Source organism: Rhodococcus opacus B4, from assembly GCF_000010805.1.
Lineage (GTDB): Bacteria > Actinomycetota > Actinomycetes > Mycobacteriales > Mycobacteriaceae > Rhodococcus_F > Rhodococcus_F opacus_C.
Window position 1 is genome coordinate 4,538,522 of sequence record NC_012522.1, and the last position, 16,395, is coordinate 4,554,916.

A 16,395-nucleotide genomic window follows, 5' to 3' on the forward strand; every position below is an offset into this window, starting at 1 on the left:
TAAGTACTCACAGCAACTTAAAAGCAGTCTGGACTGTTTTCTTTTTTCCGCATACAGTGCTGGGTGTGACACCTGACACAGCAGTAGTCAAACCGACCCGCACGCAGGCCGAGCGGACCGCGGCGATGCGCACGAAGCTGCTCGACGCGGCCGTCGACTCCCTGGTCGAGCTCGGATACGCCCGCACCACGACGCAGGGCATCGCGCGGCGGGCCGGGGTGTCGCGCGGAGCGCAGCTGCACCATTTCCCGACGAAGGAGTCGCTGGTGGTGGCCGCGGTGGAACATCTCGTGGACAAGCGGATGGAGGAGATCCTCGCCGCCGAAGTGGATGCCGGCCGCGGCGTCGAGGTGCTCGCCGACGCGTTCTCCGGCCCGCTGTTCTACGCCGCCCTCGAACTGTGGGTGGCTGCCCGCACCGACCCGGTCCTGTTCGAGGCGACGGTCCCGCTGGAGCGGAAGGTCACCGACGCGCTGCGTCGCGGGTCGGCGGAGGTGTTCGGCGATCGGTTCGACTCCGACGCCATCGAGCTCAGTATCGAATTGGTTCGCGGTCTGGCGGTGTCGGCGCTGTTCCGCACCCCCGAGGCCGAACAGTCACTACGCGCGCGGCTGTTGCCCGTGTGGGAATCGAAGGTGGAGAAGTCGTGAATCTTCCGCAGCACGTACACACCCTCATCGTGGGGGCGGGTTTCGCCGGAATGGGACTGGCGGCGCGCATCCTGCAGACGCAGCCGCAGGCCGACGTCCTGATCATCGAGCGCGGCGACGACGTCGGCGGCACGTGGCGCGACAACACGTACCCGGGGTGCGCGTGCGACGTCCCGACGTCGCTGTACTCGTACTCGTTCGCGCCCAGCGCCGATTGGAGTCACACGTTCGCCCGCCAGCCCGAGATCCATCGCTATCTGAAGAAGGTCGCGGCCGACACCGGTGTCCGGTCCCGCGTGGTCACCGATTGCGAACTGCAGGAAGCGCACTGGGACGACGGCGAAGCCGTGTGGACCGTCCGGACGAGCCGCGGGACGCTGACGGCCGACGTCGTGGTGGCCGCGACCGGTGCGCTGTCGACGCCCAGCGTCCCGGACATGCCCGGGCTCGAGACCTTCGGCGGCACCACGTTCCATTCGGCGACGTGGAACCACGACCACGACCTCGCCGGGAAGCGCGTGGCCGTCATCGGCACCGGCGCGTCGGCGGTGCAGTTCGTGCCGGAGATCGCACCGGCCGCCGGGCACCTCACCGTGTTCCAGCGCACCCCCGCGTGGGTGATCCCGCGGCTCGACCGCGAGTTGCCGGACTCGGAAAAGGCTCTCTACCGGCGATTTCCGCTGGTGCAGAAGGCTGTCCGCGGGTCGGTGTACAGCTTCCGGGAAGCACTGGGCGGGGTGCTCGCGCACGCCACCGGGCTGCTGCCGGTATTCGAGATGGTGGCCAGGGCGCACCTGCGCAGGCAGGTGCGGGATCCCGATTTGCGCCGGAGGCTCACGCCGAATTTCACGATCGGCTGCAAGCGGATGCTGCTGTCGAACGACTGGCTCCGGACCCTCGACCGTCCCGACGTCACGCTCGTCGACGCCGGACTCGCCGGGGTCACACCGGACGGCGTCGTCGATGCGGTGGGCAACGAGCACAAGGTCGACACCATCATCTTCGCGACCGGCTTCACACCGACGGAACCGCCTGTGGCGCATGCGTTGCGCGGTGCAAACGGCCGCACCCTCGCCGAGCACTGGAGCGGAAGCCCGAGTGCGTACAAGGGGACCACCGTCGCCGGATTCCCCAATCTGTTCCTGATGTACGGGCCCAACACCAATCTCGGCCACAGTTCCATCGTCTACATGCTCGAATCGCAGTCGGCGTACATCGCCGACGCGTTGACAGCGATGCGCCACAGCGGAATCGCCACGTTCGAGGTCACCGAGGAGGCGCAGCGCCGATACAACACCCGGATCCAGTCCGAACTGCGGACCACCGTCTGGAACAAGGGCGGCTGCTCGAGCTGGTACTACGACTCCGAGGGACGGAACTCCGTCCAGTGGCCGACGTTCACCTGGAGGTTCCGCTCGCAGTTGCAGCGCTTCGACCGGGAGAACTACGTATCCCGGCGCAAGGCGGCGCGGGAGAGCGTCGCATGACGCACTACGACGTGGTCGTCGTCGGCTCCGGTTTCGGCGGCAGCGTCGCGGCACTCCGGCTCACCGAGAAGGGCTACCGGGTCGGCGTTCTCGAGGCAGGCAGGCGCTTCGCCGACGACGAACTGCCCGAAACGAGCTGGAGGTTGCGGCGCTACCTGTGGGCGCCGTGGCTGGGCTGTTACGGCGTGCAGCGAATCCACCTCCTCCCCGACGTCCTGGTCATGGCCGGGGCCGGGGTCGGCGGCGGTTCGCTCAACTACGCGAACACGCTGTACCAGCCGCCGCGCCGATTCTTCGAGGACCGGCAGTGGGCGCACATCACCGACTGGCAGGCGGAGCTGGCCCCGTACTACGAGCAGGCGAAGCGGATGCTGGGGGTGACGACCAATCCGTCGTTCACCCCCGCCGACGCCGTCATGCGCGAGGTCGCCGAGGAGATGGGCGCCGGTGCGACGTTCACGTCCACACCGGTGGGTGTCTTCTTCGGCGAACCGGGGGCGCGGGTGGCCGACCCGTTCTTCGGCGGGCAGGGTCCCGACCGGACGGGGTGCACCGAGTGCGGCAGTTGTATGACGGGTTGCCGTGTGGGAGCGAAGAACACGCTCGTCAAGAATTACCTCCATCTCGCGGAGAAGGCGGGCGCCCGGGTCCATCCGCTGACGACGGTGAAGGAATTGCGACCCCGGCCTGGCGGCGGCTACGAGTTGTGGACCCGCCGCACCGACGGAATCCGCAAGCGGGAGCACACGTTCACCGCCGACCAGGTGGTGGTCGCTGCCGGCACGTACGGTACCGCCCGGCTGCTGCTGGCGATGAAGGAATCCGGTGCGCTGCCACGGTTGTCGCCGCGGCTGGGGTCGGTGGTGCGCACCAACTCGGAGGCGGTGCTCGCGGCCACGGCCAGGAACCGCGACACCGACTTCACAAAGGGCGTGGCCATCACGTCCTCGTTCCACCCGGATGATCACACCCACATCGAGCCGGTGCGGTACGGCAAGGGCAGCAACGCGATCGGACTGTTGCAGACCGTCCTCAGCGACGGCGGCGGCCGGACGCCGCGGTTGCTGAAAACGGTCGGCGTCGCGCTGCGCCGCCCCGGGGCGTTCGCCCGCAGCCTGTCGGTGCGGCACTGGTCGGAGCGCACCGTTATCGCGCTCGTGATGCAGACGGACGACAATTCGCTCGAACTCGCCAAGGGGAAGGGTCGGTTCGGGCGCGCGGTCACCAGCCGTCCGGGGCCCGGGGATCCGCCGCCCGAATGGATCCCGCAGGGTCACACGGCGATCAGGAAGGTGGCCGATCGGATCGGGGGAGACCCGGGCGGTTCGTTCGCCGACGTCGTCAACATTCCGATGACCGCGCATTTCCTCGGGGGATGCGCCATCGGGGACTCGCCGGACACCGGTGTCGTCGACCCCTACCTGCGTGCATACGGGCACGATGGGCTGCACGTGGCCGACGGGTCGGTGGTGAGCGCGAACCTCGGCGTCAACCCGTCGCTCACCATCACCGCTCAGGCCGAGCGCGCATTCGCGCTGTGGCCCAACAAGGGCGAGAAGGACACTCGGCCCGAGCCCGGCAAGCCATACGTACGTATCGCACCGTCGCCGCCCCGGAGTCCGGTGGTGCCCGCCGGCGCGCCCGGCGCGCTGCGGCTTCCACTGACGGTCGTGAACCGAAGGGAGACAACCGATGTGGAGCGTGCCTGAATCGGCCACCGAACGCGCCGACTGGCCCGAGAGCTCGCCGCCCCCGTGGCCGGCGACCGTCCGCGCGACACTGTGGTGGCACCGCAGCACCGCGGCCGCCCGCGCCCTCGGACCGGACGGCGCCGCCGTGCCGATGACCCTCGCGATGATGGTCGACTATCTCGACTCGCCCGTCGGCCCCTACCGCGAAATCCTCGCCAGCCCGGTGCTCCGCGCGCCCGGTCGTCGCATCGGCGTCCTGCCGCGCATGGCGGTCCCGTTCATCGCCGTGGATTCGGAACCGTCCGTGCACGGTGGACGCGCGCACTGGAGCCTGCCCAAGGTGCCGGCCGAGTTCGACGGCGACGTGCACCGCGACTTCGGGGTGTCGTCCGGGACATGGCGCGTCACCACGAGCACACGCCCGCGCGGACCGCGGCTACCGATCGCCGGAGCGCTCGGGTTCGCGCAACCGGCCGAGAACGGACGGGGTCTCGTGACGGCGTCCGCGCGGCTCCGGGGCCACTTCCGGTACGCCCGCGTGGAGGTGGTGGCCGAGGGGCCGACCCTCGCCGACTGGCTGACCCCGGGAACCCATCACGGCCTCGTGATCACGGACGGCCGGATGACCACCGGACCCGCGCGACAGCGCTGACGGCCCGGCGGGCTACGCGATCTCCGCGGCGACGCCGGCGAGGCGCGGCAGCACGGTGTCGCGCCAGCCCGGGCCCATCCGCTCGAACGCGTCGCGGCTGCGCTTGTCGTCGAGGTCGAAGCCCGAGTGGTCGAGAAACAGGCGTGTGCCCGCACCCTCGGGAACGAGGCGCCACACCAGCGTCCAGTTCTCGGTGAACGTGTAGACGAAGCGCCGCTCGGGCTCGACCTCGATAACTTCGCACGGCACGGATCCCCAGCCGGGCATGTCGAGGTGGAACCGGTGCCCGACCGTGGCGGCGATGTCGCCGGCGGCCCACCAGCGGGCCAGCAGGTCCGGCTCCGTGAGGGCGCGCCACACCTTGGCGGGCGGCGCGGCGACGAACTGGTCGACGGAGATCTGGGTGGTGGTGCGGTCGGTCACGAGTCCTCCTCGAGGAAGTCGGCGAGTGTGCGCAAGCGGTGTCGCCAGAACCGCTCGAACGGGTGCAGCCAGTCGCCGACGTCGGCGAGCGGCTCGGCGGTCAGGTGGTAGTGCCGTTGCCGTCCGGACGGTTCGTCGCGGACGAGTCCTGCCCTGCGCAGGACCTGTAGGTGTTCGGCGACGGCGGGGCGGCTGAGGTCGAACCGGCCCGCGAGGTCCCCGGCTGTGAGCGGTCCGTCGGCCAGGATTTCCAGTAGACGCCGGCGCACGGGGTTCGCGAGGGCGAGGAAGACGTCGTCGTCGGACACGACCCGACAATATGTCGGAGGATTCCGACACGTCAAGATCCTCGCTTTTCTTGACTAATTCCAAATAAGCGCGATACTTGAAGGCATGCGACACGACACGGATCCCAAAGCGCAGCTGCGCGGCGTGGGCCTACGTGTCACTGCACCACGCGTTGCAGTGTTGAATGCGGTTGCCGCACGGCCGCATTCAGACGTCGACGACATTGCAGCCGTGGTACGCGGCGAGCTCGGATCGGTCTCCACCCAGGCGGTGTACGACGTCCTCAAGGCGTGCACCGCCGCCGGTCTGCTCAGACGCATCGAACCCGCGGGATCGCCCGCACGGTTCGAGACCCGTACCGGAGACAACCACCACCACCTCGTGTGCCGCAGCTGCGGGACCGTCGTGGACGTGGACTGCGCCGTCGGTGAGGCACCCTGCCTCGACCCCTCGCAGGCCCACGGTTTCGAGATCGACGAGGCCGAGGTCGTCTTCTGGGGCCTCTGCGCGCAGTGTCAGACGGGCTCGCAGAGCTCGCAGGGCCAGACGAGCTCGCAGGGCCAGACCGACGCGCACAGCGGAACCGGGTCGGCAGCAGCCCTGTCCTGACCCGTCCGTCCGCGCCTATTCACCTCACCCGATTGCAACCTGGAGGGTTTGCCATGCCTGAAACACAGCGCGCGACCACCACGAACGCCGGAATTCCCGTCGCCAGCGACAACGAGTCGCTCACCGCCGGGCCTCAGGGTCCCATCCTGCTGCACGACCACTACCTCGTCGAGAAGCTCGCGCAGTTCAACCGCGAGCGGGTCCCGGAGCGTGTCGTGCACGCCAAGGGCGCCGGCGCATTCGGCGAACTGGTCGTCACCCACGACGTGAGCCGGTACACGAAGGCCAAGCTGTTCCAGCCCGGCGCGAAGACCGAATCGCTGGTGCGCTTCTCCACCGTCGCCGGCGAGCAGGGCAGCCCCGACACCTGGCGCGACCCGCGCGGATTCGCGGTGAAGTTTTACACCGAGGACGGCAACTACGACCTCGTCGGCAACAACACGCCCGTCTTCTTCATCAAGGACCCGATCAAGTTCCCCGACTTCATCCACTCGCAGAAGCGGCTGCCCGGCTCCGGTCTGCGCGACCACAACATGCAGTGGGACTTCTGGACGCTGCGGCCCGAGTCCGCGCACCAGGTGACCTGGCTGATGGGTGACCGCGGCATCCCGAAGACGTGGCGGCACATGGACGGTTTCGGCTCGCACACGTACCAGTGGGTCAACGCCGAAGGCGAGCGGTTCTGGGTGAAGTACCACTTCAAGACCGACCAGGGCATCGAGTTCCTCACCCAGGACGAGGCCGACACCCTCGCGGGCACCGACCCCGACCATCACCGCGCCGACCTGTACGACACGATCGCCCGCGGTGAGTTCCCGAGCTGGACGCTGAAGGTCCAGGTCATGCCCGTCGACGAGGCCGAGGGCTACCGGTTCAACCCGTTCGACCTCACCAAGGTGTGGTCGCAGAAGGACTACCCGCTGATCGAGGTCGGCAAGTGGACCCTCAACCGGAACCCCGAGAACTTCTTCGCCCAGATCGAGCAGGCGTCGTTCGAACCGTCGAATGTCGTTCCCGGAATCGGCTTCTCGCCCGACAAGATGCTGCTGGGGCGGGTCTTCTCCTACGCGGACGCGCACCGGTACCGCATCGGCGCCAACTACGCGCAACTGCCGGTCAACGCCCCGAAGAACCAGGTGAACTCGTACTCGCAGGACGGCGCGATGCGGTACGCCACCAATTCACCCGAGACCCCGGTGTACGCGCCGAACTCGTATGGCGGACCGCACGCCGACGCGTCGCTCGCGGGCGACGAAGGTCTCTGGGCGTTCGACGGTGAGTCCGTGCGCGCCGGCTACGTCGAGCACGCCGAGGACGGCGACTTCACCCAGGCGGGCACCCTCGTCCGCGAGGTCCTGAGCGACGACGAACGCGACCGTCTGGTGGACAACATCGTCGGTCACGCACTCGGCGGAGTCAGCGAACCGGTTCTGCTGCGGGTGTTCGACTACTGGAAGAGCGTCGACCCCGACCTGGGCAAGCGAGTGGAAATCGGTGTCCGGGAAGGGCAGGGCCGGAACTGATGTCAGTGGTGGGGCAGGCTCAGAGCAGGCCCCACCAATAGATCAGCACGGCGAGAACGAACACGATCACAGTTTCCATATTCGACCCTCCCTTCGCCCGATCGCATGCGATCGCACAGTTCCATCATCCACCATGCGCTCCGCACCCGTGAGTACTTCTTAACCGCCGGCGGTTAACAAGTACTCACAGGTGTGTGACGGGTGTGTCGGATGTTGTTGCTAGGTTGGGCGGTGTCAGGACACCGGCTCGGATGACCGTGTCCCGAGTCGGGGTCGAAAGGTGCTGTCTTCCATGGTGATGGGTCCCACCCATGCAATGTCCGGTGCGGCCGTCGGTCTGGCGGTCGCAGATCTGCTGCCGCTCGACTGGGGCGGGCCCACGTCCACCGCCGAGACCTTCACGTTCGCGGCGGTGTGCGCCGGGGCGGCGCTGCTCCCGGACCTCGACACGAGCCAGTCCACGGTGTCGCGTTCGTTCGGTCCGGTCAGCAGTGTCGTCGCGAAGGGCGTCGACGCGGTGTCGCTGGGCTTCTACACGATCACCAAGGGCAAACGCGACGGCAAGCGGCGCGGCGGGCACCGCACGCTCACCCACACCGCCCTGTTCGCGGCGGGTATCGGGGCCGGGGTGTCCGCGCTGGTCGTCCAGTTCGGCAAGCCCGCCATCATCGCGACGTTGTTCGTCTGCCTCGGTCTGGCCCTGCGCGGGCTGGCCGGTGAGCTGGCCAAAGAAAAAGGCTGGCTGGCGGTTTCGGCGGTCGCCGCGGTGCTGTCCGCGCTCACCTGGCAGTCGTATCCCACCGAGGCCGGTTCGACCGGGCTCGGCGTCGCCGTGGCCCTCGGCTGCGCCACCCACTGCCTCGGGGACGCCATCACCAAGGAAGGCGTCCCCTTCCTCGCGCCGTTCCTCACGCTCGGCAAGGAACGGTGGTGGGAGTTCCGGCTCCCGGCATTCATGTCCATCCGGGCGGGCGGGCCCTTCGAGAAGGTCGTGCTCGGGCCCGCCCTGACGGTGGCCGTCGGGCTCATGGTCATCTGGGCCATCGACGGTGCGCCGCAGGCAATCTACGACGCGTTCACGCCCGTGCCGAAGTGACTCAGGCGGCGAGCATCTTCTCGAGGTCGTCGAGGACGAGCATCGCCCCGGTCGGTCCGAGCGCGAGGAACCAGGTCTCGTCGCTGACGTGCACGGACTTGCCGTCCTTCACCGCCTGCATCTGATTCCACAGCGGGCCGCCGACCACGGTCGACTCGTCCGTGGTCTCGGGCGCGCCGTAGCTGGAGTAGAAGATCCGGTCGGCATCCGCCTCGCCGATCGTCTCCTGGCTCACCTCGACGGCGAGTTCGTCGACGTTCTGCACCGCCGGGCGCGGGAGCCCGACGTCCTGCAGGATGACGCCGATGAACGACAGGTTGCCGTACAGGCGGATCTTGCCGGACATGAACCGGACCAGCGAGATCGTCGGCTCGCCGGTGATGGACTCCCGGACCTCGCCCGCGCGGGTCTGGTAGGCGTTGAGCACGTCCTCCGCCTTGGTCTCCTCGCCGAGGGCGTCCGCGACGAGCAGGAAGTTCTCCTTCCACGGGAAACCGGGGCGGATGCCGAACACGGTCGGTGCGATCGACGACAGCTGCGGGTACAGCTTGTCGGCGCGCAGCTTGCTGCCCAGGATCAGGTCGGGCTGCAGCGCGGAGATCGCCTCGAGGTTCAGGTTGTTGGTGGTCCCGACGTCCGGCACTCCGGTGAGCTTGTCGGCCAGGTAGGACGGCTGACCGGCGGCGCTCTCCGGGCTGGCCAGTCCGACGGGCGTGATTCCGAGGGACAGCACGTCGTCGAGTTCACCGCCGTCGAGGACGATCACGCGTTCGGGCTTCTTCTCGATGACCGTCTCCCCGAGCGCGTGGGTGATGGTCCGGGGGAAGACGCCCGGTTCGGCGTCGGTGCCGAGCTTGGCGGTCTCGGCGTCCGCCGTGGCGAACAGGCGGCCGCCGGTGGCGACGTCGGTGTTGCCGGCGGTCGAACCGGTGTCGGTGGTGCCGCAGGCGGCGAGAAAAACGCTGGCCAGGGCGACCAGCCCGGCGCGTACGTAGAGCCTCGATGACATGAGGTGAGGCTAGCCTGAGGTCGCGCATCCGTGGTCGCGGGGTCCGGCTCCGGACACGCCCCCACCACGCAGAAGAGGCCTCGACCGGCGAACCGGTCGAGGCCTCTTCTCGGTGTCTCACACTGTCGGGGTGGCGGGATTTGAACCCACGACCTCTTCGTCCCGAACGAAGCGCGCTACCAAGCTGCGCCACACCCCGTGTTGAACCTCGGCTAGCTTACATTACCCAGCCAGTCACCATTAAATCCCCTGGTCAGTTACGTAAAACGGTGCTCTCCGACGACTCGGCGCGCGCCCGCGCGGTGTCGGCGTCCGCGTCGCCACGCTGAGCCGGGACCAACGTCAGGAGTGTCGCCTCGGGTCGGCAGCAGAAGCGGGCCGGTGCCCACGGCGACGTCCCGATCCCCGCCGACACGTGCAGTTGGGTGTGCGCCCCCCACTTGGACGGCCCCTTAACCCGCGAGCGGTCGATGTCGCAGTTGGTGACGAGCGCGCCGTAGAACGGCAGGCACAGCTGACCGCCGTGCGTGTGGCCGGCCAGCACGAGGTCGTACCCGTCGTCCGCGAACCGATCGAGAACCCGCGGCTCGGGCGAGTGGGTGATGCCCAGTCGCAGATCGGCCAGCGGGTTGGGCGGACCGGCGATGGTGTCGTACCGGTCGCGCTGGAGGTGGGGGTCGTCGACGCCGGCCGACGCGATCCGGACCCCCGACACCTCGAGGTCGCGGCGCACGTGCGTGACGTCGAACCAGCCGCGTTCGGTGAACGCGGCCCGCAGGTCGCCCCACGGCAGCGGCTCGCCGAGGATGCGCTTGCGATCCTTTTTGAAGTACTCGAACGGGTTCTTCGGCTTCGGCGCGAAGTAGTCGTTGCTGCCGAACACGAACAGTCCGGGGCGGGCGAGCAGATTCCCCAGCGCCTGGACCACGGCGGGCACCGCCCGCTGGTGCGACAGGTTGTCGCCGGTGTTCACGACGAGGTCGGGGTCGAGGTTGTCGAGTTCCCGCAGCCAGTTCTGTTTCAGCCGCTGTCCGGGCATCATGTGCAGGTCGCTGATGTGCAGCACGCGGAGCGTCGACGACCCGGGTTCGAGCACCGGCATCGTGACCTCACGAAGCGCGAACGCATTGCGCTCGATGAGCGAGGCGTAGCCGATGCCCAGGGCGGCGGCACCCGCCGTACCCAGGGCGGCGCGGGTCAGGTTGGTGCGGAACTCGTCAGACACTCTTCCAGGATACTGATGAGCGCAATCGAGATGCAGTGCACGAATCGGGGCGCGTAGCGTTTCGCCCATGCCAGATTCACTGAAAGCAAGACTGCGCTCCGACATGACGGCCGCCATGAAGGCCAAGGATTCGCTGCGCACCGCCACGATCCGCATGCTGATGGCCGCCGTGCAGACCGAAGAGGTCTCCGGCAAGGAAGCCCGCGAACTCACCGACGACGAGGTGCTGAAGGTCCTCGCGAAGGAGTCGAAGAAGCGCGGCGAATCGGCCGAGATCTACACCGAGAACGGTCGCGGCGAGCTGGCAGCGCAGGAGCGGGCCGAGGCGCAGATCATCGACGAGTACCTCCCGACGCCGCTGACCGACGCCGAACTCGTCGACGTGGTGGACACCGCCATCGCCCAGGTGGCGGAGGAGATCGGTGAGCGTCCCGGCATGCGTCAGATGGGTCAGGTCATGAAGGCCGCCGGCGCACTCGCCGGCGGCAAGGCGGACGGTTCGCGGCTCTCGCACGCCGTGAAGTCCCGCCTCTGACCCCCAGCAGGTGAGTGGGAAAGCGTGCGCCCGCACACTTTCCCACTCACCTGCGGGTTACCGGGGTATGGGCGGCAGCTGGATCGGCGGCAGGCCGGGCAGCTGGATGGGCGGAACGGGGATCCCCTGAGCCGGGGCCTGCGGGGGAGCGGCCTTCACCGATCCGTCGCTGACGTAGATCGTGATCGTCGACCCCGGAATCGCCGAACCGGACGGCGCCGAGCTCGTGACCGTCCCCTTGGCGGCCTGCGACGCGGTGGTGATCGCGTTCACGGTGAATCCGGCGCCCTGCAGACGCGACGTCGCGGCCGATTGGCTCAGTCCGGTGACGTCCGGGACCTGACCGTTCTGCGAACCCCGCGCGTACTTCTGGTCGATCGGCGGCAGTGTCGTCGGCCCGAAGTTGCCGGCGACGGGGTTCATCGCGGCGAACCACGTCTGGGCGGGCTCGTTACCGCCGTAGAGATTTCCGTCACCACAGGGCCGCAGCGGGCCCGAGCAGATCTCACCGGGTGTCGGCGAGTCGCCGAACACGTAGACGGCGGCGGCGAAGTTGTTGGTGAACCCGAGGAAGCCCGAGGACATGTGGGACTCGGTGGTTCCGGTCTTGCCTGCCATGGGGAGCGTCCAGCCGACGCTGCCCGCGGCCCCGGCGGACGTGCCGCCGGGCTTGTCGTCCTTGCTCATGGCATTGGTGAGCGTGTCCGCGAGCCCGGGTTCGACCACCTGCTCGCAGGCCTGCTGCGTGACCGAGACGGGCTTGCCCTCACGGTCGAAGACCGAATCGATGGGGGTGGGCGGGCACCACTTGCCGTGTGACGCGAGCGTTGCCGCGACATTCGACAGTTCCAGCGGGTTGACCCAGGTCGGCCCGAGGGTGAACGACCCGAGGTTCTGATCCTTCTGGAAGTCCGCCATGCTGCGGTCGTCGAATCCGGACGTGCCGGGGTCGGCGTACGAGCGCAGCCCCAGCCGAACCGCCATGTCGACGGTGGGGGCGACGCCGGTGGCCTGGATGAGCTTGACGAACGCCGTGTTCGGCGACTGTGCGAGCGCGTCCGTCACCGACAGCGACGCCGGGTACTTGCCCGCGTTCTCGACGCAGTACGTCGATGCCGGGCATCCGCGGGCACCACCGCTACCCATGCCCTTCGCCTCGAACCGTCCGGGGACGTCCAGGACGGCGTTGGTGCCGAGGCCCTTCTCCATGGCGGCGGCCGTCGTGAAGATCTTGAAGATCGACCCGGCCCCGTGACCGGCCAGCGAGTACGGCTGCGCCTGCACGGTTTCGTTGGCGTTCGCGTCGAGTCCGTAGGTGCGGCTACTGCCCATCGCGAGGATGCGGTGTGAATCCTGTCCGGGCTGGACCACGTTCATGACGTTCGCGATGCCGTCGAGTCCGGGGCTGGCCTTCGCACTGAGCGCCGCCTTGGTGGACGCCTGCACCGCGGGGTCGAGCGTCGTCTTGATCAGGTAACCGCCCTTGTCGATCTGCTCCCGGCTGATGCCGGCGTTCGCCAGGTACTGCAGGGCGTAGTCGCAGAAGAAGCCGCGGTCGCCGGCGGCGATGCACCCGCGCGGGAGCCGGTTGGGCTCGGGCAGCACGCCGAGGGGTGTCTCCTTGAGCTCCCGCAGTTCGGCCGCGCGCTCGGGGATGTTCGAGATCATCGTGTCGAGAACCACGTTGCGGCGTTCGAGGACGCCCTCGGGGTTCGTGTACGGGTTCAGTGCGGAACTGGACTGCACCATGCCCGCGAGCATCGCGGACTGCTGGGTGTTCAGTTCGGACGCGTCGATGCCGAAGTACGTCTGCGCGGCGTCCTGGATGCCGAACGAGGCGTTGCCGAACGGAACCAGGTTGAGGTAGCGGGTGAGGATCTCGTCCTTGGTGAGTTCCTTGTCGAGCGTCAACGCCATCCGGATCTCACGGATCTTGCGGGCGGGCGTCGTCTCGATCGCGGCCCGGCGTTCGGCGTCGGTCTTGGCGACGACGAGCAGCTGGTAGTTCTTCACGTACTGCTGGTCGAGTGTCGACGCGCCCTGCTGCACCTCACCGCTCGTGGTGTTGGTCAGGAAGGCGCGCATGGTGCCCTGCCAGTCGACGCCCTTGTGCTCCGGGAATCGTCGGTCCTCGACGGAGACGATGGCGAGTTTCATCTCGTTGGAGATCTTGTCGCTGGGGACTTCGAAGCGGCGCTGGTCGTACAGCCACGCGATGGGATTGCCCGCGGAGTCGACCATCGTCGAGACCGCGGGAACCGTTCCTTCGACGAGTTCGGCGGAGACGTTGTCGACGGTGTCAGCCGCCCGGTTGGAGGCGTAACCGAACCCTCCGGCGAGCGGAAACATCACGCCGGCGAGGAGCACTCCTGCCAAGGCGGAGGATCCTGCGAGCTTCCCCACTGTTTTTGCAATCGACACGATCTACAGACTACGTGGGGTCTGAGGGTGCGCTGGTTGGGCGCAGATTTCGGCCGGGAAAAAGCCCTGAGCACGGGGTATGGACGGGCGTACCAAAAAAGCGTGTTCTTCGTCTTGCGCGTGGCGGTTTCTTTACCTAAATTGTTGGAACAGTGTGATGGAGATAACACCCCATCGCTTATGTGGTGCAGCCTCGGCGTGCTACGCGCTGGGTTTGCGCAGACTCGAAGAGGGGAAACGAATGCACATGACCACCCCAACCAGCCGTCTGGACGTCGAGCAAGCAGAAGCGCGAATCGCCTGGGTCACCCAGGCCCGTTGCCGGGAAGTCGATCCCGATCAACTCTTTGTACGCGGCGCAGCACAGCGCAAGGCCGCAACCATTTGCCGGCATTGCCCGGTATTGATGCAGTGCGGGGCCGATGCACTCGACAATCGTGTCGAGTTCGGCGTGTGGGGTGGCATGACGGAACGTCAGCGCCGGGCGTTGCTCAAGCAGCACCCCGAGGTGGAATCATGGTCCGATTTCTTCGAAGCTCAGCGGCAGCACCAGTCCGCTGTCTGAGAATCGGGATCGGATTCGCAGTCAGGCAGGACACAGGCGGGTGACCGGTTCTCCGGTAGCGAGCTGATCAGCTCGTCCGGGTGAGCTGGTCGCCTACCGCTCTCAAGGCCTCGAGGTCCGACACCTCGAACGGCAGCGAGGGCACGCCGACGATCGGCACCCGAGGGTGGGCGGCCGTGAACCGGCTCAGCAGTTGGACCTCACGCTTGGCGATCACCGCGCGATGGGCGTGGATTCGCAGCACGGCGGCGGTGAGGGGGTCTTGGTCCCCGAGTTGGTCGGCGGCAGTGGCCGCGTGATCGGCCGGCAGGGAACTGAGAGTGGGGTGCGTCCGATTCAGGACGAGGCCCGCGAGCGGCATCTCGTCGCCTGCGAGCCGGTCGACGAAGAATGCCGCCTCGCGCAGCGCATCCGGTTCCGCCGCGGCGATCACCAGAAACTTCGTGCCCGGCTGCCGGAGTAGTTCGTAAGTGCGCGTTGCCCTTTCCCGGAAGCCGCCGAACATCGAGTCCAGCGACTGCACGAAACTCGAGGCGTCCGACAGCATCTGGCTGCCGACGATGGTGGACACGCCGCGCAGCGCCAGGCCCATCGCGCCGGTGACGAGCCGGGTGAGGCCGCGGCCGGGCGCGGTGAGCAACCGGATCATGCGGCCGTCGAGGAAGGCGCCCAGACGCTGGGGTGCGTCGAGGAAGTCCAGGGCGTTGCGCGACGGTGGCGTGTCGACGACCACCAGATCCCATTCGTCGCTGGAGGCGAGTTGCCCCAGCTTCTCCATCGCCATGTACTCCTGCGTGCCGGAGAACGAGCTCGCGACGGTCTGATAGAAGGGGTTCGCGAGAATCTGCTCCGCCTTCTCCGGCGTGGAGTGCTCGATCACCATCTCGTCGAACGTGCGGCGCATGTTGAGCATCATGGCGTGCAGTTCGCCCGTCGCATCCGGTCCGAGCTGCACGGGCTGCGGCGTGTTGTCGAGTTCCGCCACCCCGAGAGCCTGCGCGAGCCGGCGTGCCGGGTCGATGGTCAGCACGACCACCTTGCGTCCCTGCTCCGCCGCGCGCAGTGCCAGCGACGCCGCCGTGGTGGTCTTGCCGACGCCACCGGCGCCGCAGCAGACGACGATCCGCGTGGCCCTGTTCTCCAGAATCCCCGCGACGTCGAGTGCGGAGGCGGTGCGGCGACGCTCGTGTTCAGCTGTCTGGGTCATCGGACACCCTGTTCCGTCAGATATTCCGCGAGCTCGTACAGCCCGCCCAGGTCCACACCGTCGGCGAGGGACGGCAGATGCAGCCGCGCCCCGTCCACTTCGCTGAGTTGTCCGGCGCTCTCTTCCTGCGCTTCGAGGACGGACGCGTGTTCGATCGTCTCGGTGAGCAACCCGGCGAAATCCGCTTCGTCCAGGGTGATCCCGGTCTTGTGCAGTCCGGCCCGGACGGCCTCGGCGTCGATGCGGCCCTTCGCGACGTCGGCGAGGGTCTCGGCGGGCAGGAACTGCGGGCTGGTGCGGTTGACGACGACGGTGCCCAGCCGCAGGTCGGCGCGGGCCAGTTCCTCTGCGGCGTCCGTGGTCTCCTGCACCGGCAGCGCCTCGAGCAGCGTCACGAGGTGGACGACGGTCTCGTCGGAATGCAGCAGGCGCACCACGCCCTCGCTCTGCGAGCGCACCGGCCCACCCTTCGCGAGGTCGGCCATCGCCTTCGTCACGTCGAGGAAGTTGCCGATCCGCCCGGTCGGCGGGGCGTCCACGACGACGGCGTCGTACACCCGCTTACCCGACTTGTCGGAGCGCACCACACATTCCTTGATCTTGCCGGTCAGCAGCACGTCCCGGAGGCCCGGTGCGATGGTGGTCGCGAACTCGATGGCGCCGAACTTGCGCATCGCGCGGCCCGCGAAACCGAGGTTGTAGAACATCTCGAGGTATTCGAGGAACGCGGTCTCGATGTCGATGGCCAGCGCCATGACCTCCCCGCCGCCCTCGGCGGCCGCGACCTTCGTCTCCTGCGGCGGCAGCGGGGGCACGTCGAAGAGCTGAGCGATCCCCTGCCTGCCCTCGACTTCCACCAATAGCACGCGGCGCCCACCCTCGGCCAGGGCAAGCGCCAACGCGGCGGCCACCGTGGACTTTCCGGTGCCGCCCTTTCCGGAGACGAAGTGCAGCCGGGCCCGCGCGGCCTTTTCGGGCCACGTCGGGGTGAGCTGGTCTGGGGATGCAACCACG

The 16,395-nt window shown here is 68.0% G+C and carries 16 protein-coding genes and 1 tRNA gene; 9 read left to right on the forward strand and 8 right to left on the reverse strand.

Features of this window, described 5'->3' with window-relative positions; genetic code table 11:
- The first annotated feature begins 56 nt into the window (after positions 1-56).
- The 4 genes from ROP_RS20855 to ROP_RS20870 are packed head-to-tail and all read left to right on the forward strand — an operon-like array spanning position 57 to position 4,480.
- Positions 57-650, forward strand: a complete 594-nt coding sequence (locus tag ROP_RS20855) for a TetR/AcrR family transcriptional regulator (RefSeq protein WP_080512508.1) — start codon at positions 57-59, stop codon at positions 648-650.
- Positions 647-2,137: a flavin-containing monooxygenase gene (locus tag ROP_RS20860; protein WP_012691393.1), complete on the forward strand. Its 1,491-nt coding sequence runs from the start codon at positions 647-649 to the stop codon at positions 2,135-2,137. Before ROP_RS20855 ends, ROP_RS20860 begins: the two co-directional genes overlap by 4 nt.
- Entirely contained in the window at positions 2,134-3,846 is a 1,713-nt protein-coding gene (locus ROP_RS20865; RefSeq protein WP_012691394.1) for an FAD-dependent oxidoreductase, read from the forward strand. The genes ROP_RS20860 and ROP_RS20865 overlap by 4 nt, the downstream gene beginning before the upstream one ends.
- The gene (locus tag ROP_RS20870; protein ID WP_043825081.1) at positions 3,830-4,480 is read left to right on the forward strand and encodes a hypothetical protein; all 651 of its coding nucleotides are present in this window, start codon (positions 3,830-3,832) and stop codon (positions 4,478-4,480) included. Before ROP_RS20865 ends, ROP_RS20870 begins: the two co-directional genes overlap by 17 nt.
- Positions 4,481-4,492: 12 nt before the next feature.
- Here ROP_RS20870 and ROP_RS20875 read toward each other — a convergent pair whose 3' ends face one another.
- Together ROP_RS20875 and ROP_RS20880 are read right to left on the reverse strand one after the other, a co-directional pair.
- Complete coding sequence (locus tag ROP_RS20875) at positions 4,493-4,903, reverse strand: SRPBCC family protein (RefSeq protein WP_012691396.1); 411 nt, start codon at positions 4,901-4,903, stop codon at positions 4,493-4,495.
- Positions 4,900-5,211 (reverse strand): ArsR/SmtB family transcription factor, encoded by a 312-nt coding sequence (locus ROP_RS20880; protein WP_012691397.1) that lies wholly within the window; start codon positions 5,209-5,211, stop codon positions 4,900-4,902. Before ROP_RS20880 ends, ROP_RS20875 begins: the two co-directional genes overlap by 4 nt.
- Before the next feature lie 85 nt (positions 5,212-5,296).
- On the opposite strand from ROP_RS20880, the gene ROP_RS20885 reads away from it, so the two are divergent.
- The 3 genes from ROP_RS20885 to ROP_RS20895 all read left to right on the forward strand — a co-directional run bounded on the left by ROP_RS20885 (position 5,297) and on the right by ROP_RS20895 (position 8,419).
- Positions 5,297-5,800 (forward strand): Fur family transcriptional regulator, encoded by a 504-nt coding sequence (locus ROP_RS20885; protein WP_012691398.1) that lies wholly within the window; start codon positions 5,297-5,299, stop codon positions 5,798-5,800.
- 53 nt (positions 5,801-5,853) lie between these two features.
- The gene (locus tag ROP_RS20890; protein ID WP_012691399.1) at positions 5,854-7,323 is read left to right on the forward strand and encodes a catalase; all 1,470 of its coding nucleotides are present in this window, start codon (positions 5,854-5,856) and stop codon (positions 7,321-7,323) included.
- A 292-nt stretch (positions 7,324-7,615) separates the two neighbouring features.
- Positions 7,616-8,419, forward strand: coding sequence for a metal-dependent hydrolase (locus ROP_RS20895; protein ID WP_012691400.1), 804 nt, complete (start codon positions 7,616-7,618; stop codon positions 8,417-8,419).
- 1 nt (position 8,420) lies between these two features.
- Here ROP_RS20895 and ROP_RS20900 read toward each other — a convergent pair whose 3' ends face one another.
- The 3 genes from ROP_RS20900 to ROP_RS20910 form a co-directional block, all read right to left on the reverse strand.
- The gene (locus ROP_RS20900; RefSeq protein WP_012691401.1) at positions 8,421-9,428 is read right to left on the reverse strand and encodes an ABC transporter substrate-binding protein; all 1,008 of its coding nucleotides are present in this window, start codon (positions 9,426-9,428) and stop codon (positions 8,421-8,423) included.
- Between the two features lie 125 nt (positions 9,429-9,553).
- Positions 9,554-9,627: transfer RNA gene (locus ROP_RS20905), tRNA-Pro, on the reverse strand.
- A gap of 54 nt (positions 9,628-9,681) precedes the next feature.
- A complete protein-coding gene (locus tag ROP_RS20910) occupies positions 9,682-10,653 on the reverse strand; it encodes a metallophosphoesterase (RefSeq protein WP_012691402.1) in 972 nt (323 codons plus the stop codon).
- Positions 10,654-10,720: 67 nt separating this feature from the next.
- Here ROP_RS20910 and ROP_RS20915 point away from each other — a divergent pair, with 67 nt between their 5' ends.
- Positions 10,721-11,188, forward strand: coding sequence for a GatB/YqeY domain-containing protein (locus ROP_RS20915; RefSeq protein WP_005248498.1), 468 nt, complete (start codon positions 10,721-10,723; stop codon positions 11,186-11,188).
- 57 nt (positions 11,189-11,245) lie between these two features.
- Here the strand turns inward: ROP_RS20915 and ROP_RS20920 are convergent, their stop codons facing one another.
- Positions 11,246-13,591, reverse strand: coding sequence for a penicillin-binding protein (locus ROP_RS20920; protein WP_043825084.1), 2,346 nt, complete (start codon positions 13,589-13,591; stop codon positions 11,246-11,248).
- Between the two features lie 259 nt (positions 13,592-13,850).
- Between ROP_RS20920 and ROP_RS20925 the strand changes: the two genes are divergently transcribed.
- Positions 13,851-14,174 carry a WhiB family transcriptional regulator gene (locus ROP_RS20925; protein WP_005248496.1) on the forward strand — a complete coding sequence of 108 codons (324 nt, stop codon included), beginning with the start codon at positions 13,851-13,853 and terminating at the stop codon, positions 14,172-14,174.
- Between the two features lie 67 nt (positions 14,175-14,241).
- On the opposite strand, the gene ROP_RS20930 is transcribed toward ROP_RS20925, so the two are convergent.
- Both ROP_RS20930 and ROP_RS20935 read right to left on the reverse strand, forming a co-directional pair.
- Positions 14,242-15,381 (reverse strand): ArsA family ATPase, encoded by a 1,140-nt coding sequence (locus tag ROP_RS20930; protein WP_012691404.1) that lies wholly within the window; start codon positions 15,379-15,381, stop codon positions 14,242-14,244.
- Entirely contained in the window at positions 15,378-16,394 is a 1,017-nt protein-coding gene (locus ROP_RS20935) for an ArsA family ATPase (protein WP_012691405.1), read from the reverse strand. Before ROP_RS20935 ends, ROP_RS20930 begins: the two co-directional genes overlap by 4 nt.
- Position 16,395: the final 1 nt, after the last annotated feature.